Raw genomic sequence first — 17,150 nt, 5'->3', positions numbered from 1 at the left:
TGGGCTTCTGGGCGACATGTGAACGGCTCATGTGGCCCTCTCACTTTGGCTTGAGTTCTTGTTGCGCCTGGCGCTCCTGTGCCATCTGCTCTTCCAGTTGCTGACGCCCTTGCTTGATGACTGCAATCATCTTGGCACTGTCTTTGTAATGCGGATGCAGTTTTTCAAACAGTTCAAGGTTGTGCTGGCGAAAACGCAGGGTGCTCTGCAAGGCTGCATCTGGATCTAAGCCCAATAGCTCAAGCACGCTGCGCGCACTGCGCAGGCTGGACTCAAAGAGTTCGCGCTCAACCAACATGATGTTGCGGTCGCGCAGCTTGTTCCAGTGGGTCACATCGCGTGCCCGGGCCACAATTTGCAATTGTGGAAAGTGGGCTTGAACCAAGTCCACCATTTTCAGGGACTGCTCCACATCGTCGACGGCCACGACAAAAATCCTGGCGCGCTCAGCACCTGCGGTGCGCAGCAGATCCAACCGCGTGGCATCGCCATAAAACACGCGGTAGCCGAATTTGCGCGCCACTTCAATCATCTCGGCATCATGATCCAGTACGGTCACAGCAATACCCTGCGCCAGTAGAACCCGTGAGATGATTTGGCCGTAGCGCCCAAAACCAGCAATGATGATCGGCGCGCTTTGCGGCTCAGAAATCTCATCAACGACAGGAACGCCACAATGCACATAACGTGGCATGAGCAGTCGATCCATGGCAACCAGAATCAGCGGGCTGGCCAGCATCGAAACCACCACCGCGCCAATCAGCAGTGAAGCCGTCTGGGCCGCAATGGCATTCACTGAAGCCGCTGACTGAAACACCACAAACGCAAATTCACCACCTTGCGCAAGCAGCAGCGTAAAGACCGGGCGCTCCTGATATGGCAACTTCATCATGCGCGCAAGCGAAAAAATAACCGCACTTTTGACCGCCAGAAACCCGACCACCACAGCCGCCATCAGTCCGGGTGAAGCGAGCAAAACACCAAAATCAATGCTCATTCCCACGGCAATAAAAAACAAGCCGAGCAACAGGCCCTTGAACGGTTCAAGGTCGGTTTCCAACTCACGGCGATACTCACTTTCAGCCAGCAGCACACCCGCAAGAAATGCGCCCAACGCCATCGACAGCCCCACCCATTGCATGAGTGCGGCCGTGCCCACCACCAACAACAGTGCGGCGGCTGTGAATATCTCTGGCGTGTTGGAGCGCGCAATCCAGCGAAACATGGGGCGCAAAGCCAATCGCCCACCCAGCACAATCCCCGCGATGACGGCTACTATTTTCAGCGCCTCAAACTCTTTACCCACTATGACGGGTGAACCCGTTGACGCTGAGACAACACCCAGCAGTGGCAGCAGCGCCAGAATTGGAATGGCCGCCACATCCTGAAACAGCAAAATCGCAAACGACGATTGCCCACCGGTCGTTGGCAGCAAATTGCGCTCCCCCATCACCTGCAGAGCAATCGCCGTGCTGGAGAGTGCCAACCCCAATCCGCCAACCAGTGCCGTGCGCCAGTCCACACCCAAGCCCATGGCCACCGCAGTTAATACCAGTGCACAGCCCATCACCTGCGCGCTGCCCCAGCCAAAAATAGGCCGCCGCAAACTCCAAAGACGATGGGGTTCGAGTTCCAACCCCACCAAAAATAGCATCAGCACCACACCAAATTCGGCAAAATGCAGAATTTCCTGCACGTCGCTTACCAAGCCCAATCCCCACGGGCCAATGGCAATACCGGCAACCAAATAGCCAATGATCGAACCCAGTCCCAGCGCTTTGCTGAGCGGTACAGCAATGACCGCAGCACTGAGGTAAATGAAGCTGCTGATCAGCCAGGCAGGTGTGTGTTCCATGGTTGGAAATGGTAGCTAAAGATTGAGTTTCGTGCGTTGCACACGCACTTTCTGGCAATCTGCTCAGCCACAGGCAAACTGGCACCCCCTATCGCGCTGCCTAGCGTCTTGTCCGACGAATGCCCGCTTGCTCGGCGCTTGACTGATACTGTGGGTGTTCATGCACCATCGGCAGGTTGCAGAGCCCACACTTCCATCCAACGCCACTTTCATTTCCAACGGAAGGACTCAGAAACATGACCCACCCACCCACAAGTCCCAGCGCCAAAATGCCCACCTGGTTCATCCCCCACGGTGGTGGCCCCTGCTTTTTCATGGACTGGAATCCACCGGATGCCTGGAACCGCATGGCTGATTTTTTGAAGCATGTCGCCACGACATTGCCGCGTACGCCCAAAGCCATCGTGATGGTGTCAGCGCACTGGTTGGAGCCCCACTTTGCGGTGACCAGCGCTGCGCAACCGAAACTGGTTTATAACTATTCCGGTTTTCCGGCCCATACCTACGAACTGAAATACCCCGCGCCAGGCGCCCCGGCACTGGCCGACCAGATCGTGAAAATGCTCACGGCGGCAGGCATTGCCAGCGGTGCCAATGCCGAACGCGGTTTTGATCACGGCATGTTCATACCACTCAAACTGATCTTTCCAGAGGCCAACATTCCAGTGGTGCAACTCTCACTGCATACGTCACTGGACCCGGCGCAACATTTGGCGGCTGGCCGGGCACTGGAAACGCTGCGCGATCAGGATGTGCTGATCATCGGCAGCGGCATGAGTTTTCACAATATGCGTGCCTATGGCCATCCGCCATACGGGCCGGTGTCGGATGCCTTCGACGATTGGTTGACCCACGCTGTCGGGTCCAGCCCGCAAGAACGCGAGCGCTTGTTGACAAACTGGGAGCAGGCACCTGGTGCCCGGCAGTGCCATCCGCCACGTGCAGAAGAACACCTGATCCCGCTGATGACCGTGGCCGGTGCGGCTGGCAAGGACGCTGGCCGCAAGGTGTTTTCAGACCGGGTGATGGAAACCACCCTGTCAGCATTCGCCTTCGGTTAAACACAGGTTTATGGAGATATTTTAGGCCTCTGGTGCTTATGAATAAAGCGTCAGTAGCTATTTAATCAATAGCTATCATCAACTTCCCGCCCCGGCTGCGCAAGCATCCGCCAGGTCAGCCCCAGCGGCACATCGGTCTTGAAGGACACCAACCGCCGGGACAACCGCGCCAGCTCCACCCCTTTGCGCAGGTTCACCCCCACTTGCCCGCTCACCTTGTCAGCGTTGGAGATCACCCGATCCAGATTGCCGTTGATACGCAGCAGCCCGGCGGCGGTTTTGGCACCCACCTTGTCCACCCCCGGAATGCCATCAGCGGCATCGCCCATCAGCGCCAGCAAATCACCCATTTGTGCCGGTGTGACACCAAACTTTTCCTGCACATAGGCGGCATCCCGCCAGCGCCCCTTGAAGTGGTCGTAAATGCCGACCTGATCGTTCAGCAGCTGCAAAAAATCCTTGTCGGTCGACAGGATGATGACGGGCTCCACACTCGCCTTGCACCACTTCTCAACCAGCGTGGCAATGGCATCGTCTGCCTCAATGCCGGCAATGGCGATCCAGTGCAAGCCCAGTCCCGCCAACGCTTGCTGGATGGTCCGCACACCGCCTTTTAGCAGTTCCGGCATGGGTTGGCGATGCGCCTGGTAGGGTGCATAAAGATCATGCTTCCAGGTACGGCCACCGTGGTCAAACACCGCCACGGCATGGGTCGGTCGGTGGGTTTTGAGCGCACGCCGGAAAGAAGCCAGGCTGGAGGCCACGGTGTCAGCCACCCGCTCTTCACTCTCCGGGCCGGGAACCGCCTCGTGAATGCGCCGGATGATGTTCATCGCATCAATGATCAGTAGAGCCATGGGGTGTGCCAGCGAATGAAAGATTTTTTGAGGCCTGAAGTGTAGACATCACGCCCGGCTTCTGGTGCGCCTGGGTGCGCGACAGGTTTTGGGGTGTCAAATTCCAAATCTCAAGTGAAGCACCCAAAGGATGATGGACTTTGGACAGGGGTTTTGACTTGCTCACACACGTCTATACTCTTCGCGCCAAAAAGGAACCCTATGGGGTCTGATTCGGCTATATATCAAACCATCTCACTTTACAAATCTCAGGGATATGAAAATCAAAATTCGCTTCAACCTCATTCTTGCTGCCTTCGCAGTCCTCGCCAGCGGTTGTGCCACGGTCAATCAGATGCCCGTAGCGCTCACCCCCAACTCCATTGACACGCAAGCGGGTCGAATTGGAGTCGTCATGACCGCGCTTCCGAAAACTGACACCTATCTACTCGGCGCAGATTGTCTACTTTGCATGGCTGTTGCGAGTGGCATGAACTCAAAGCTGACGACTCATGCCGCCACACTGCCGAACGAAGATTTGCCTCAATTGAAAAACGAGGTCAGCCGTTTATTACGCAAGAACGGCACCGTAGTCACACTGATTGAAGAGGATGTGGATCTCAAGGCATTGCCAGATTTCTCGACCCAAGGCCCCAACATTGCCAAGAAGGACTTTTCCAGCCTACAGCGCAAGCACCAGATTGACAAGCTGTTGGTCATCGACATCACCAGGATTGGCTTTGAGCGTACTTATTCTGGCTACATACCCACCAGTGACCCCAAAGGCGTATTTGCAGGGCTTGGGTACATCGTCAATTTGAAGACCAATACTTACGATTGGTATCAACCCATTCATGTGACCAAGAGCACAGATCAGGCATGGGACGAACCACCAAAATTCCCAGGTCTGACCAATGCCTATTTTCAATACCTGGAGATTGGCAAAGACCAGTTTCTGCAACCCTTCGTGGACGGTGTCAAGGTAGTGAATAAGGTTGCATTGGCACCTTCCAGTCAGGTTATCGAGGGTGTGGCTACATCACCGAAAACTGCCCAATGACCTGGCTGTCAACGGCTAAGTCATTGATCTCGCTGGGCGTCGGCGCAATCTCGCTGCTGGCGCCTGTGATCGTGGTGGCAGATGATGTCGTCCCATTGGCAAAACCTGCGGTTGAGACGATGCCACCTGCCGTGAATTGGAGTCTGCTGCTCCCGACGAATGAAAAAGTGAACTATCGTGGGGTCGTCGGTTTTGATCAGGCAGGGACCAACGGCAACGCCATCCTCTATCCAGCACCCAACGCCATTGGCTTTTTGGCGGCAGTGATTACCCATGGTGTGCTCATTGAGTCCGCCAAAAATGAGCAAAAGGAAAAGCTGCAAGCTGAAGCGAACAAGGTGTTATTGCCCTATCAAAATGCCCTTGATCATTTCGATACGCATGATTTGATGCAGCGAGCGTTGAAAAAATCAGCCCTCCGTTCGCGCGTGGGCCTACTTGAGCAAGCGGACCATACGGGTCAGCGCAACACGCTTAAGAATGTTCCTGTTTTTTCATTCACACAGGATCAAAAAGCGATCATCCTTGACAACACGATTGACATGGAATCTCCGGGAGCCGCACAAACGGCCCATTATCAAAAAACCATCCGCGTGGTGTCTGGGGTCAAAGAAGTAGAAGACCCATTGGCCTATTGGAGCAACAACAATGGCGAAAAGCTAAAGGATGAAAGTGCACAACTTGTCGCTGAATCCCTCAACATTGCATTAAATGATGTCAATACAGGCTCCACTGAAGTGTCTTCGCCCTATCGCACCATCCGCTTTCGGGAAGGTTCTTCAGAGAAAATAGAGCGGGCCCAAGTTCTCAACACCCATTGCGGACGCTTGCTTATCCAAACTTTACGCGGTCAACTGATGTCGGTGCCGACATTGCGTACAGCAGAAGAATCATCTTTGGCAGAAAACTGCATGCCAAGCACAAGTGATTCCAACTGACAAAGAACGCCCGTTGACCCAAGGCTATTGGGGATAGCACCACAAGCTGCTGGTGCAGTGTTGCACTCCATCCGCAACGGCTTACGTTGAACGGCGGCCGGTGCGCCCCCAGCGCCGCGCCGCTTGCTCGGGGGTCTGGGCGGTGGCCGCCAAAAAGTCCAGTGGGGCCAGCAAGGCGTTCAGGTCGGCTTCGTCAAACTTCAGCGCACCAGCCACGTCGTGCCCCAGCACGCTGTTGGTCAGCGCCAGTTTGCGGGCCTGCAATTCCAGCATACGTTCCTCAATGCTGCCTTGCACCACCAGCGTGTAGACAAACACCGGCTGATCCTGGCCAATGCGGTGGGCACGGGCAGTGGCCTGCTCTTGCACGGCCGGGTTCCACCAGGGGTCCATGTGGATCACCGTGTCGGCGGCGGTCAGGTTCAGGCCGATGCCACCGGCTTTCAGGCTGAGCAACAACACCGGCACTTCTTGTGCCTGAAAGCGTTGCACCACGCTGCCACGTTCCTTGGGCGGGGTTTGGCCGGTGAGGCTCAAAAACGGCAGCTGCAGCGCCTGCAGTTGCTCGGCAACCAGCGCCAGCAGCTCGGTGAACTGCGAGAACACCAGCACGCGGCGACCTTCTGCCACCAGCTCGGGCAGCATGTCGGCCAGCAGCTCCAGCTTGGCGCGTTCGATGTTCTCAGCGGGCTTGCTTCCCTTGACCAGATGCGGGTCGCAGCACACCTGGCGCAGCTTGAGCAGCGCGTCCAGGATGCTGATCTGCGCACCGTCAAAGCTCTGGCGTTGCAGCACCCGGCGCACTTGCTTGTCGGCGGCCACGCGCACACTCTCATACAGCTCGCGCTGCTGGCCCTGCAACTGCACACGCTGGATGACTTCGGTGCGCGGTGGCAACTCGCTGGCCACGTCTTGCTTGCGCCGGCGCAGGATGAAAGGCCGCACGCGCTGCGCCAGCAGAGCGGCACGCAGGGTTTCGCCGTTTTCCTCAATCGGCTTGCGCCAGTGGGCGGCAAACTGGCGCGAGTCGCCCAGAAAACCCGGCATCAGCCAGTCAAACTGCGCCCACAGTTCGCCCAGGTGGTTTTCCATCGGCGTGCCGGTCAGGCACAGGCTGTGGCAGGTGCGCAGGCGCCGCAAGGCGCGGGCGCTGCGGCTGGCGGCGTTTTTCACCATCTGCGCCTCGTCCAGAATGACCAGGTAAAAGGGCTGCGCGGCCAGCGCATCCAGGTCGCGCCACAACAGCGGGTAGGTGGTCAGCACCAGGTCGTGCTGCGGCATGCTGGCAAACAAGTCCTCGCGCTGCGGCCCCTGAAGGGTGAGCAGGCGCAAATCCGGGGCCATGCGCTGGGCCTCAAGCTGCCAGTTGAAGATCAGCGAGGTGGGCAACACCACCAGCACCGGCAAGTCCAGCCGCCCGGCGTGTTTCTCGGTCAGCACATGGGCCAGAGCCTGGGCGGTTTTGCCCAGACCCATGTCGTCGGCCAGGATGCCGCCCAGGTGGTGCGTACGCAGGTATTGCAGCCAGGCCAGGCCTTCGAGCTGGTAGGGGCGCAGTTGCACGCGCAGGCCAGCGGGTGCAGCCAGCGCTGGCGGTGGGCCATGGTTTTTCAGGCGCTGGGCCAGGCTGGCCAGACCCTGTTCGCCCTCCAATTGCCAGGCGTTGTGCAGGCCGACGCGCTGGGTTTCCAGCAGGCTGGCCCGCAAGGCATCAAGCCGCCGCGCCTCCCACGCGCCCAGGTGCAGCGGGCCCTGGTGTTGCTGGCGTGCCGGGTCGGTCAGCAGGTCGAGCGTGGCGCTGATGATGGCTTTGAGCGGGGCCGCCGGTGCGTCGATGCGTTTGCCGCCAGGGGCACGCAGCGAGATGATGGCCAGGTCGTCAATAGCGGCCAACTGTGCTGCGTTGAGCCAGCGGGCATCGCGGCGCAGCAGGTCGGCCAGCATGGGGGCCAAGTCCAGCGTCTCGCCGTCGATCTCAATGCCCAGGCTCAGCAGCCAGGCCCCTTCGCGCTCGGGCAGTTGCAGCTTTTCCACGCCGCGTGCGGGTTTCACCAGCGGGCTGTCCAGCTCTTGGCTCAGCACCTCGCCGGTGTCGGGGCTGAGCACCAAGCGCCAGCGCTGCACCGGCACACTTTCGTGGGCAAAGCCGGGTTTGACCTGCACCGCCCAGCCCTGGGCTTGCAGCAGCGGAATCTGGTCGGCCCAGAAGTCACCAAAAAACGCCTCTTGCGCCAGCGTCCACACCGGGCCCAGCGCCGGTTTGTGCTGGCGGCTACGCCACTGAAAAGTTTCTTCGGCCACCGGCACAAAGCCCATGTCCCACACCCGATCCATGGCATCGGCCTCGGCGGGCAGGTTGCGCTGCATGTGCACCAGCGGGCCGCCGGTGTCATACAGCTCCTCCACCATTGGCGGGCGGCTGTTCAGGATCGAGTCAGGGGCCGGGGTTTGCCAGCGGTGGCCGGCATCGGTGTGGTACAGCCAGTCAAACTGGGCCAGGGTCACGCTGTCGCCGCGCGGGCCCAGCTTGCCCTGGGGTTTGAGGCCCAGCAGCCCATGACCACGGTCCAGCGTCAGCAAGGTGATGCGCGGGCGGAAGTGGCCGATGACGCTGTCGCCAGCGGCCTCATCCGTGCGGCCATGCGCCGGCTTGGCTGGGGGCGGGTTCTGGGGCTGAAGTTTGGACATGTGGGAATTGTGCCGTGAGACAAAACCCGTGCCCTACGGGCTCTGGCAGAATCGGCCCCGCACAGCCCGGTACGCTCGGCAACGTGGTGCTCGCCTCTGGCTTCCTCCAAGGGAATTTCCAGCGGGATTCGGCCTCGACATTCATACCTTTTTTAGGACTCACCATGCCGACCCTGCTGATTCACCACGCCCACACCATTGCCACCCAGGACGACCTGGCCCGCGAGCTGCACGATGCGGCCATCTACATCACCAACAACCGCATCAGCTTCATCGGTGCCACGGCCGAGCTGCCGCCCCAGGCTTGGCAGGCCGACGAGTGCATCGATGCCCGCCACCACCTGGTCACGCCCGGCCTGGTGAACACCCACCACCACATGTACCAGAGCCTCACGCGGGCCATTCCCGGCGTGCAAAACACCGAGCTGTTTGGCTGGCTCAAAGGCCTCTACCCGCTGTGGGCTGGCCTGACCCCGGAGATGGTGCAGGTCAGCACCCAGGTGGCCATGGCCGAGCTGCTGATGAGCGGCTGCACCACCAGCAGCGACCACCTCTACATCTACCCCAACGGCGTGCGGCTGGAAGACAGCATCGAAGCCGCCCACACCATCGGCATGCGCTTCACCGCCACCCGTGGCAGCATGAGCGTGGGGCAAAGCGCCGGTGGGCTGCCGCCAGACCGGGTGGTGGAGCAAGAAGACTTCATCCTGAAAGAGTCCCAGCGTCTGATCGAGCAGCACCACGATGCCTCTTTTGGAGCCATGCTGAACGTGGCCCTGGCACCGTGCAGCCCGTTCAGCGTGAGCCGGGATCTGATGCGCGAATCGGCCCGGCTGGCGCGCAGCTTCAAGGGCCAAGGCGTGCGCCTGCACACCCACCTGGCCGAAAACGACCACGACCTGGCCTACTCACAAGAAAAATTTGGCTGCACCCCCGCCCAATATGCGCAAGACCTGGGTTGGCTGGGCAGCGACGTGTGGCACGCCCACTGCGTCAAGCTGGACGATGCCGGCATTGCCCTGTTTGCCGCCAGCCGCACCGGTGTGGCCCATTGCCCGTGCAGCAACATGCGCCTGGCCAGCGGCATTGCGCCCATTCGCAAGATGCTCAACGCCGGGGTGCCGGTGGGGCTGGGCGTAGACGGCAGCGCCAGCAACGATGCGGCCCACATGGTGAACGAAGCCCGCCAGGCCCTGCTGCTGGCCCGCGTTGGCCGGGCCATGCAGCCGCCCGAGCAGCGCCAGGGCCGCACTTTCTTCGGCTGCGACCTGGGCCCGGCGGAAATGACCGCACGCGATGTGCTGCGCCTAGCCACCCGCGGCGGGGCCGAGGTGCTGGGCCGCCAAGACATTGGCCACCTGAGCGTAGGCATGTGCGCCGACCTGGTTCTGTTTGACCTGCGCAGCCTGTCTTTTGCCGGTGCGGCAGTGCACGACCCGGTGGGCAGCCTGCTGCTGTGCGGCAGCCCGCAGGTGAGTGAAGCCATCGTCAATGGCCGCGTGATCGTGCGCCAGGGGCAACTCACCACGGTCGATCTGGGGCCGATGCTGGAGCGCCACAACGCGCTGGCGCTGCAGTTGGTGGCTGGGGGGCGGTGATGGCCTTTGGATGGATGCTTGCTTGTGAGTTTTTTTTGGCTAGTAGCTCATCCATACCTACCACGGTTGAAAGGGGCTTGTCCGCATAAATATTGGCGATGATGCCTGGTCGAAATTGATGACTACGAGCTTGGATTCATCTTCATGGGACTCGTAACCCACGATTTTCTTTTTGTGCCGATAGACATCGAGCCGAATGCCGGTGGTCATTCCCAAACCTTCGCTGACCTCGTATGCGTAAGGCCCCTTGTCAAAACGGATGGATATCAGGCCTGTGTGAGATCCGGTATCCGATTGGCGAGAAACACCAGCTTTGTTCTGAGCCGAAGCGACAAGCTCCATCTCAACTTTGCCGATAGCACCAAATCGGTAAACCATTCTTGCCAGCGGTTCAGTTTCTCGGTCTGCACACAGGGACAGGATTTTTTCTGCGTGGTTGGTTTCGACACGATACATGCGTGCATTGAGAAACGCGATTTCACCCTCTTGGCAATGCGTGGGGATGCCATTGTTGGCAGCAGCCAACGGGCTGGCCAGACAGCTTGCCGCCATGCCAAATACGAGTAAGTGACGGGATAGCATGGTCATGACGTGATTTGGCATTGGACACCTACCTTTGAATGAAGTGTGATCGGGACAAGTGTTGATGATGCCTGATCAGCACCTGAGCCCAGCCGACACCTCAACCGTTCGCAAACGGTCCACTTCGATCCTGATCACCCGTGGCCCAACTGAAGCATCCAGTCTTGGCAGTCTTGGGGTCAGCTCTTGCATTGCAACACTCCCATCATTCCCCTCTGGCTGACGGTTGCGTAGTGCAAACTGAAGGCTTGTTCGATTTCTTTGAGGCTGTAGCAGCCACTGAAGTGGGTCTGCTCCATGGCGCTGTTGCACGAAATGGGCAAGCGTGGGGCGCAGCAGCCCGACGCTGTACACGGGGGATTTCTGGGTCGTCGGCTTTGCCTTGAGTCTGTTGTCGCAGCGATTGGGCAAAGTCATCGTCGCCCAGGTAATCTTTTGCGGCGAAGCCGCCTCCTGCAGGTTTGGGTCCGTGTCGATTGATTTGTCAGGGGTCACGCGGTCGCTCATGCTAGTCCGAGCAGATCATAGGTTGGACTCTGCCAGCTTCCACGCGAGCGACGCAGCCGCCGCCCAGCGCATATTCAGTGCAAGCGCCCACGATTCTTGTTCCTTGCTTTTCACCGCCCGGGGAATCCTTGCGGGTAAGACAGGCTCCGGCCAAACACTCTTTCGAAGAAGAGCAATTCTTGCCTGCGTCTGGGCTCGGTAAGTAGCAAAAATACTTCTCGTTCGGCCGAATGGGACCACCGCTACGCCACCACATGCCTCTTCGTGCCTCACACTGCTTTTCAGAGAGGTCGAAATCTACTGTCTTGTACGGCTGGGTCCTAGTCGACGCCGGCGAGGATTGAGAGATTGCTTGCGTGGCAAATACCAATGCAAGACACGCGATTACGGCTCGATAGAGGTGCATTGCATGAGCCCTCTTAAGAAACTTCCCCAGCAGCCCTGCCAAATCGGATATTTGAAGTCATGCTGAGGAGGTTTCCTGTGGTGTAAGTTGAAAGCCCAACTGGTGAGCGCGACGAGTGAGATTTTGCACCACTCTCTTTGACGGTAGCGCTCCTCGTACTCGTCCTGCCCGGCTTCGACAAAGGCTTGCCCCTTAGTCAGCATGAAATAAACCAGTCGTGCCAGTTTGTGTGCGCTGGCCGTGATGGCCTTGGGTTTATCCATGCGCGAACACAGTCGACGGTGATGGGCACCCAGTGCGGTTTGACTCTTGCGAAGCGCCTGCGCGGCCATGCGCAAGGCCTGGGCGGCCCGGTTGGCACAGGGTTTGGTGGCACTTGAGAGCACCCGTCCGCCCGAAATCTTGGTGCCCGGACACAAGCCCAGCCACGAGGTGAAATGCTTGACTGTGGGAAAGCGTGCCAGATCGACACCAATCTCGCTAATCACTTTCAACGCCGTGCTGGTAGCCATACACGTCATGTGCTTACTTTTGGCGGTTCAAAGTTATGACCAACTCGTAGAAATCGTTCAGTCCTTTACCAAGGGGAATCTTTGGTTCACCGTCACACGGCAATTTAACGTTTGAACCAAGTCCCTGAACTGTGACCCCGCGAAAACCAGGAGAGTAAAGGATTTCGTAGCTGTAGCTTCGACGTTTGAACGTCAAAGCGTAAAGGCGACGGTCGTTGGAAAGAATGAGCTCGCCAGAAAAATGGCTGAGCAGAGGATGGCGTTTCGCCGGGAAGACAAGTTCCAATTGGCCAGGCTTGCCAAAGCGATACTGCAGCCAAGCATCATCAACGATCTCAGCGAGTGCATGGGTGCCAGCGCGAAAGTCGCTGCCGCAAATAGAGACAATTTTCTCGCTTCCGCTTATCTTGCAGGTGAAGTACTCAACCTCATTCTTCGTGCAGTGTGTTTGGGCATTGGCCACCAAAGACGCACTGAGGCATGCAGACAGCAACAACTTGTAGTAGAGGTGGGGCATGTGGATGGTTAACGTTGAAATTAGACACCATGCCTAATAACCTGCCCACACGCCGGAGTCGTACATGAGCCGCATTGTGTAATTGACTTGAAGGGTCTGGTTGCCTCCACAATTTATTTCGGTCTGTTTTCCAGACGGAGCGGGAGCCGACACACTTATGGATGATCCTTCCCTAAGCGGATCGAAAAGGGTATATCCGTACCCATTGCTCGTGAACTCGACGGATGCATTGCCGTTCCCAAAGGAGTTGTAAACAAATGAGCCCAATGGTGGCTTTCTCTCAGTCGGGTACGTAAACACGACTTTGCCGCGGCTAGAAGTGCGGTACTGTATGTAGCCTGACGTGCGGGTCACTGTATGCGAAGAGCACAGCGAATAAACGCGCTTACCGGTTTCGCAGCTCCACAAGGTGATCTCTTCCTTACTGCAGAGCGGGCTTTGCTGATACTGGCCGCTGTACTGCGCCCATGTGGCATTCGTGATGGACGAAACAGGGGTTCGTTCTTGCGAGAGCACATGCGCAGTAGCCAAGGCTAGGACAACAATCAACAATGGCCGAGTCATGTTCTTCATGGCGGCTAACGAGATTCACACCGCAAGGTGCTGCAAATTAATGTGGACTTCTCAGCACTAAAACAGGTCTTGAGACTTGCTGTAACTGCATAGTCAGCTCCAATAAAAATAGCAACAAACCCGGCAGTTTCTGAAAATGGACTGAAAGTATTCATAGGCTAATTGTGCCCTCGGCGCAGTGCCTTTGGCATTGCCCAAAACGGGTGATTTTGAGATGCCTGCTGTTGACTTATCGGCATCTCAAATGTTCTATATGCTTTAGGCCTCTAGCGCTTGTAAAGTAAGCGGAAGCAGCTATTGAAAATGTAGTATTTTGAAGCCCTGCATGACAGACCAAGCAGCACACTCATTCACCTGCTCTGCTATGGCCTCGCGCCGGTCGCCACGTGACGAGGTACAGGCCGTCGGGGACTTCAATGCGCAGGGGTCTTGTCATGGGTTGATTTGACGGGGATGGGAGTTGTAATGCAAGACATGACCCCGTTTCTTCCTTTGCACCCACAACGGCTCAACTTTGTTGCAGTCGCAGCAATAAAGTCATTGGGTGAATGGCTGATGCCTGAAAACCGTAGTGTTCATAAAACTGTTTGGCGCGGTCATGCAGGGCGTGCACCAGCAAGGCCCGGATACCCGCATGTTGCGACACCAGCGCACAGCGCTTGACAGCATCTTGCAACAGCGATGCACCCAGCTTTTGACCTTGGGCGCGTTGGTCAACGGCCAGCCTGGCCAGCACCATGACCGGTATCGGGTCTGGCATGTTGCGTCGCACCGCCGGGGTGGCGATTGGATGCGACACCGCCCCAGCCGCCAAGGCGTAGTAGCCCACCACAGCTTGCTGCGCATCGACCACCACAAACGTGCGACTGGCCCCACTGAGCTGGTTGGCGTAGGCGCGGCGCATGAGCCAGGCATCAAGCTCGGGCTCAGAGCTGGCAAACCCGTCGCAGCGATGCGTTGCCAGCAGCGGCTGCGGGGCCTGCAAACCCAGACTCATGCCGCTTGCCAAACCGGCTTGACAGCCATCAGCCGCTCCAGCCCCTCGTTGGCAGTCAAGGGCGCATCGAGCATCTGGACAAAGCTTTGAAACTGGGCTTCGTCCAAGCTGAAAAACACCTGGTCAAGCAAAACGCTGCGAGCTTTGTCGCAAGCGGCTTCCAGCATGAAGTCAGACCGGTTTTTGCCCAGCAACTGGGCGGCGTGGTCAATCAGATCACGCTGCGCGGGTCTGGCGCGTAAATTGATGGCGGCATCACGCATGAGTTTGTCCTTGGAAATGGGGGAGATTGATGCGGTCATGGTAGTTAAGCGTATATCTGTTGTCAATACGTTTGGCTTTGATGTGGTCACCTGACGACTCGTCTTAACACGTCGCGGCGACCCAATCTCGCCCTGATCAGGATGTTGGCATCACGGATGGTGGCTTTGTGAGAAGGCAGGTAAAGTCATCGTCGCCAAGGTTGCGCTGACTTTTCAGGTTATTCCAGATGCTCAGGGATGGATGTTGCAATACAAGACCTGACCCTATTACCGCTTTCTCCTTGATCGAGCGAATACCCAGACCAAGCACAGAACGCATACAGTTGCGGCGAGACCTGACATACCCAGTACTGTTCTCTGTGCGTCAGTGGGTAGCGAGCGGACGAGACTGGCACCAAGTTCGCAGGTGAGCTTGCGAGGCTGCGCCGGGCATATGACCTCCACCGGGCCAGGATTCATGACCAGTGGCACGGACTCGAAGAGCAGCATAGCCGCCATTGCCAACAGCATCAGCACCATAAGACCTCTGAAGAACGGCCGTGCTTGGGCTTCCTTTCGGTCAAGATCGCGCGGGATCATCTGCAACGAGAGAGGTGGTGAGTGTGTTGGTGCAGTCTAATGAGGCTACGCGGTAACGCGCTTGCGCGGAGTCCGACCTGAGCGACTTGTTAAACCCTGCGTTTCTTGCGCAAAGGCCAACATGCTTGCCAGCGCCTTGTTGACGGCTTCAGAGGTAGGGAAAGCCTTTTGGATTTCGGGCTGTAACACCACGACATTGCTGCTTTGCACAAAGTGTTTAAGGTACTTGCCTCGTACACCTTTGCCGAGTTCATCGCGCTTCAATTCGGGGATGTCTTGATCAGCCGTTTTCATAGATGCCTTTTTCATATCGTGTTGCCTTTCTGGCGCTGATGATTCAGATGCCGTGAGAACTCAGCAGCAGATCGAGCTAACCGGAGCGCCGTTTTTCATTGCGTCCGGTGGAGCGCGGGGCCAGGCTGGATGCTTTCTCGGCCAAGCGGCCCGTAACATATTTATGCAACACACTGGCAATAAACGTCTGGTAGGGAATGCCTTCCTCCAGTGCACGGGTCTGAATATCCATCAGGTCAGGTGTCGACAGCCGGATATTGATTCGCCGATCCTTGATAAAGGTTGCGCTAGCTGCGGCTTTGAATTTGGACAGATCAACCTTTGAAGGGGATGTGGATTGAAGCGCCCCCTTTTCATAAGCTGTCAGCAGCTCTTCCTCGTAAGCGTCAAGTTTTTTCATCTGGGGTATTCCTCTGCAAGTAGTCACGGGTCGCCTTTCTGCTGGGAATCACGGTCTTCAAGAAGAAGTAATCAGGTTCTTCAACATAAGGTACCAAATAAACATATGCCTCAAGCGCCACAACCAAAACTGACTGATTTTTGATCAAATCATTGGAATCTGACACCAATCACACACCAATTGCCCATCGTTAGCCCCTTGCTTGCCAAATGGCGGGGTCCCTGCTGCCATGAAATACAGCGAGAACAACGATGCGATGTTTTTCATCCCGAAAATAAACGCTGTACGGGAAACGATTGGCAACGATGCGGCGAACGTCCGCGTGAACAACGGCAAACTGGAGAGGGTGTTGAGAAGCCAGCGACACACAGCGATCAATCTCGGCAATGAACTCAAGCGCAAGACCAACTCGCTTGGCTTCATACCAGTCACTTGCTTCGATGAACAATGCACTGGCGGCGCGATGAAAAGTAACGGGAAGGCTCATTGCCTGATTTTTGCAAGAGCAGCAGCCTTTACTTCACTCCAGGGAACGACATCATCAGGGTTGGCAAGGTGGTCTGCGAGACGGCGGTCAAGTTCTGTTTTCTGAGCTTCGGTCAACGATGGCGCGATGCCTCGGCTCACAATCCCATCCCAGATGGCTTCAACCAGCTCGATTTGCTCGTCAATGTCGAGTACACGAGCTTGCTGCAAGAGTTGCGTATTCATGATCTGGACTCCATTCAGAACCAATGGGGCAAGTTTATGCGGCTGGTGTTGCCGTGGCCTTGGGTAACTGCAATAGAAGACCTGACCCCATTTCCAGATCCATTTCCACGCTCGCACAAGCCGGGTCGATCAATCCACTAAAGCCTGCCAAGCCAGTATCCAGGTCGCCGCCGATGAGGCGCGACGACCAAAACTTCAACTTCCCGACCCACAAGCCTATAGAGAATGTTGTAAGGGAAACCTGGTACGCGAAATTTGCGAACATCTGGTTGAAATTCAACGCGAAACCGATCAGGGGATTGGCAGACTTTATCCATAGCCTCATCGAAAGCCGACAGACAACGTGCGCCAAGACCATGCTGACAAGACTCGTAGTAGGCGACATGCTCAAGGTGCTCAACGCGGGCGGCTTCATTGAAGAATTAACTCACTTGAGCAAAGCCTTCGCCTGGCGACGCACCTCTTCGGCCGGAATGCGCCTGGAAAGCCCTTGATCCATCTCGGCCGCCCGTTGCGCAGCCACTTGAAGCCAAAGGGGTTCAATTTCAGCTTCGGACAGCGCATCAAGACTGGACAGCAACTGTGCCGCCAATTCAGCCCGCTGTTGCACAGGCAGGGACAAGGCTTCACGGGTGATGGTTTCAGTGTTCATGAAAGAATCCTAGCACTTGTTGCAGCGATTGGGCAAAGCCATCGTCGCTCAGTTAGAGCAGGCTTTTTAGGTCATCCCAGATGCTGGTCAAGCCGATGCCGGTGCGCATATGGGCGATGTG

The 17,150-nt window shown here is 57.3% G+C and carries 18 protein-coding genes; 4 read left to right on the top strand and 14 right to left on the bottom strand.

Features of this window, described 5'->3' with window-relative positions:
- Window positions 1-40: 40 nt before the first annotated feature.
- Window positions 41-1,855 carry a glutathione-regulated potassium-efflux system protein KefC gene (kefC, locus tag LDN84_RS05120; protein WP_223909389.1) on the bottom strand — a complete coding sequence of 605 codons (1,815 nt, stop codon included), beginning with the start codon at window positions 1,853-1,855 and terminating at the stop codon, window positions 41-43.
- Window positions 1,856-2,091: 236 nt separating this feature from the next.
- Here kefC and LDN84_RS05115 point away from each other — a divergent pair, with 236 nt between their 5' ends.
- Window positions 2,092-2,916: a DODA-type extradiol aromatic ring-opening family dioxygenase gene (locus LDN84_RS05115; protein WP_223909388.1), complete on the top strand. Its 825-nt coding sequence runs from the start codon at window positions 2,092-2,094 to the stop codon at window positions 2,914-2,916.
- Between the two features lie 65 nt (window positions 2,917-2,981).
- On the opposite strand, the gene LDN84_RS05110 is transcribed toward LDN84_RS05115, so the two are convergent.
- On the bottom strand, window positions 2,982-3,773 hold the full coding sequence (locus LDN84_RS05110) for a 5'-3' exonuclease (RefSeq protein WP_223909387.1): 792 nt from the start codon (window positions 3,771-3,773) through the stop codon (window positions 2,982-2,984).
- A gap of 256 nt (window positions 3,774-4,029) precedes the next feature.
- Between LDN84_RS05110 and LDN84_RS05105 the strand changes: the two genes are divergently transcribed.
- Both LDN84_RS05105 and LDN84_RS05100 read left to right on the top strand, forming a co-directional pair.
- A complete protein-coding gene (locus LDN84_RS05105) occupies window positions 4,030-4,812 on the top strand; it encodes a hypothetical protein (protein ID WP_223909385.1) in 783 nt (260 codons plus the stop codon).
- Window positions 4,809-5,750 (top strand): hypothetical protein, encoded by a 942-nt coding sequence (locus tag LDN84_RS05100; RefSeq protein WP_223909383.1) that lies wholly within the window; start codon window positions 4,809-4,811, stop codon window positions 5,748-5,750. The genes LDN84_RS05105 and LDN84_RS05100 overlap by 4 nt, the downstream gene beginning before the upstream one ends.
- Window positions 5,751-5,831: 81 nt before the next feature.
- On the opposite strand, the gene LDN84_RS05095 is transcribed toward LDN84_RS05100, so the two are convergent.
- Window positions 5,832-8,438: a DEAD/DEAH box helicase gene (locus LDN84_RS05095; protein WP_223909381.1), complete on the bottom strand. Its 2,607-nt coding sequence runs from the start codon at window positions 8,436-8,438 to the stop codon at window positions 5,832-5,834.
- A 164-nt stretch (window positions 8,439-8,602) separates the two neighbouring features.
- On the opposite strand from LDN84_RS05095, the gene LDN84_RS05090 reads away from it, so the two are divergent.
- Window positions 8,603-10,036: an 8-oxoguanine deaminase gene (locus tag LDN84_RS05090; RefSeq protein WP_223909378.1), complete on the top strand. Its 1,434-nt coding sequence runs from the start codon at window positions 8,603-8,605 to the stop codon at window positions 10,034-10,036.
- A 57-nt stretch (window positions 10,037-10,093) separates the two neighbouring features.
- Here the strand turns inward: LDN84_RS05090 and LDN84_RS05085 are convergent, their stop codons facing one another.
- From LDN84_RS05085 to LDN84_RS05035, 11 genes are all read right to left on the bottom strand, one after another.
- Window positions 10,094-10,624 carry a hypothetical protein gene (locus LDN84_RS05085; protein ID WP_223909377.1) on the bottom strand — a complete coding sequence of 177 codons (531 nt, stop codon included), beginning with the start codon at window positions 10,622-10,624 and terminating at the stop codon, window positions 10,094-10,096.
- An 885-nt stretch (window positions 10,625-11,509) separates the two neighbouring features.
- Window positions 11,510-12,043 carry a transposase gene (locus LDN84_RS05080; protein ID WP_435405916.1) on the bottom strand — a complete coding sequence of 178 codons (534 nt, stop codon included), beginning with the start codon at window positions 12,041-12,043 and terminating at the stop codon, window positions 11,510-11,512.
- A gap of 13 nt (window positions 12,044-12,056) precedes the next feature.
- Window positions 12,057-12,560, bottom strand: a complete 504-nt coding sequence (locus LDN84_RS05075; protein ID WP_223909375.1) for a hypothetical protein — start codon at window positions 12,558-12,560, stop codon at window positions 12,057-12,059.
- 1,081 nt (window positions 12,561-13,641) lie between these two features.
- Window positions 13,642-14,130 (bottom strand): GNAT family N-acetyltransferase, encoded by a 489-nt coding sequence (locus tag LDN84_RS05070; RefSeq protein ID WP_223909373.1) that lies wholly within the window; start codon window positions 14,128-14,130, stop codon window positions 13,642-13,644.
- The gene (locus tag LDN84_RS05065) at window positions 14,127-14,393 is read right to left on the bottom strand and encodes a type II toxin-antitoxin system TacA family antitoxin (RefSeq protein ID WP_223912766.1); all 267 of its coding nucleotides are present in this window, start codon (window positions 14,391-14,393) and stop codon (window positions 14,127-14,129) included. Before LDN84_RS05065 ends, LDN84_RS05070 begins: the two co-directional genes overlap by 4 nt.
- Window positions 14,394-15,017: 624 nt before the next feature.
- Window positions 15,018-15,281, bottom strand: coding sequence for a hypothetical protein (locus LDN84_RS05060; RefSeq protein ID WP_223909371.1), 264 nt, complete (start codon window positions 15,279-15,281; stop codon window positions 15,018-15,020).
- A gap of 61 nt (window positions 15,282-15,342) precedes the next feature.
- Window positions 15,343-15,666, bottom strand: a complete 324-nt coding sequence (locus tag LDN84_RS05055) for a hypothetical protein (protein WP_223909369.1) — start codon at window positions 15,664-15,666, stop codon at window positions 15,343-15,345.
- Between the two features lie 190 nt (window positions 15,667-15,856).
- Window positions 15,857-16,153: a type II toxin-antitoxin system RelE/ParE family toxin gene (locus tag LDN84_RS05050; protein ID WP_223909366.1), complete on the bottom strand. Its 297-nt coding sequence runs from the start codon at window positions 16,151-16,153 to the stop codon at window positions 15,857-15,859.
- Window positions 16,150-16,377 carry an addiction module protein gene (locus tag LDN84_RS05045; protein WP_223909361.1) on the bottom strand — a complete coding sequence of 76 codons (228 nt, stop codon included), beginning with the start codon at window positions 16,375-16,377 and terminating at the stop codon, window positions 16,150-16,152. Before LDN84_RS05045 ends, LDN84_RS05050 begins: the two co-directional genes overlap by 4 nt.
- A gap of 137 nt (window positions 16,378-16,514) precedes the next feature.
- Entirely contained in the window at window positions 16,515-16,715 is a 201-nt protein-coding gene (locus LDN84_RS23085) for a hypothetical protein (protein ID WP_223912763.1), read from the bottom strand.
- Between the two features lie 89 nt (window positions 16,716-16,804).
- The gene (locus LDN84_RS05035; protein WP_223909356.1) at window positions 16,805-17,029 is read right to left on the bottom strand and encodes an addiction module protein; all 225 of its coding nucleotides are present in this window, start codon (window positions 17,027-17,029) and stop codon (window positions 16,805-16,807) included.
- Window positions 17,030-17,150 lie beyond the last annotated feature (121 nt).

This window comes from Rhodoferax lithotrophicus (assembly GCF_019973615.1).
In the GTDB taxonomy this organism is placed as follows: Bacteria; Pseudomonadota; Gammaproteobacteria; order Burkholderiales; family Burkholderiaceae_C; genus Rhodoferax; species Rhodoferax lithotrophicus.
This window is presented reverse-complemented; position numbering and strand designations above follow the sequence as displayed.

Bases quoted from the DNA above. Each gene is read 5' to 3' on its own strand.
- LDN84_RS05060 (WP_223909371.1), bottom strand. From the start codon at position 15,281: ATGAAAAAGGCATCTATGAAAACGGCTGATCAAGACATCCCCGAATTG.
- LDN84_RS05115 (WP_223909388.1), top strand. From the start codon at position 2,092: ATGACCCACCCACCCACAAGTCCCAGCGCCAAAATGCCCACCTGGTTC.
- LDN84_RS05065 (WP_223912766.1), bottom strand. From the start codon at position 14,393: ATGCGTGATGCCGCCATCAATTTACGCGCCAGACCCGCGCAGCGTGAT.
- LDN84_RS05100 (WP_223909383.1), top strand. From the start codon at position 4,809: ATGACCTGGCTGTCAACGGCTAAGTCATTGATCTCGCTGGGCGTCGGC.
- LDN84_RS05095 (WP_223909381.1), bottom strand. From the start codon at position 8,438: ATGTCCAAACTTCAGCCCCAGAACCCGCCCCCAGCCAAGCCGGCGCAT.
- LDN84_RS05070 (WP_223909373.1), bottom strand. From the start codon at position 14,130: ATGAGTCTGGGTTTGCAGGCCCCGCAGCCGCTGCTGGCAACGCATCGC.
- LDN84_RS05035 (WP_223909356.1), bottom strand. From the start codon at position 17,029: ATGAACACTGAAACCATCACCCGTGAAGCCTTGTCCCTGCCTGTGCAA.
- LDN84_RS05055 (WP_223909369.1), bottom strand. From the start codon at position 15,666: ATGAAAAAACTTGACGCTTACGAGGAAGAGCTGCTGACAGCTTATGAA.
- LDN84_RS05105 (WP_223909385.1), top strand. From the start codon at position 4,030: ATGAAAATCAAAATTCGCTTCAACCTCATTCTTGCTGCCTTCGCAGTC.
- LDN84_RS05085 (WP_223909377.1), bottom strand. From the start codon at position 10,624: ATGACCATGCTATCCCGTCACTTACTCGTATTTGGCATGGCGGCAAGC.
- LDN84_RS05050 (WP_223909366.1), bottom strand. From the start codon at position 16,153: ATGAGCCTTCCCGTTACTTTTCATCGCGCCGCCAGTGCATTGTTCATC.
- kefC (WP_223909389.1), bottom strand. From the start codon at position 1,855: ATGGAACACACACCTGCCTGGCTGATCAGCAGCTTCATTTACCTCAGT.
- LDN84_RS05075 (WP_223909375.1), bottom strand. From the start codon at position 12,560: ATGCCCCACCTCTACTACAAGTTGTTGCTGTCTGCATGCCTCAGTGCG.
- LDN84_RS05045 (WP_223909361.1), bottom strand. From the start codon at position 16,377: ATGAATACGCAACTCTTGCAGCAAGCTCGTGTACTCGACATTGACGAG.
- LDN84_RS05090 (WP_223909378.1), top strand. From the start codon at position 8,603: ATGCCGACCCTGCTGATTCACCACGCCCACACCATTGCCACCCAGGAC.
- LDN84_RS05110 (WP_223909387.1), bottom strand. From the start codon at position 3,773: ATGGCTCTACTGATCATTGATGCGATGAACATCATCCGGCGCATTCAC.
- LDN84_RS05080 (WP_435405916.1), bottom strand. From the start codon at position 12,043: ATGGCTACCAGCACGGCGTTGAAAGTGATTAGCGAGATTGGTGTCGAT.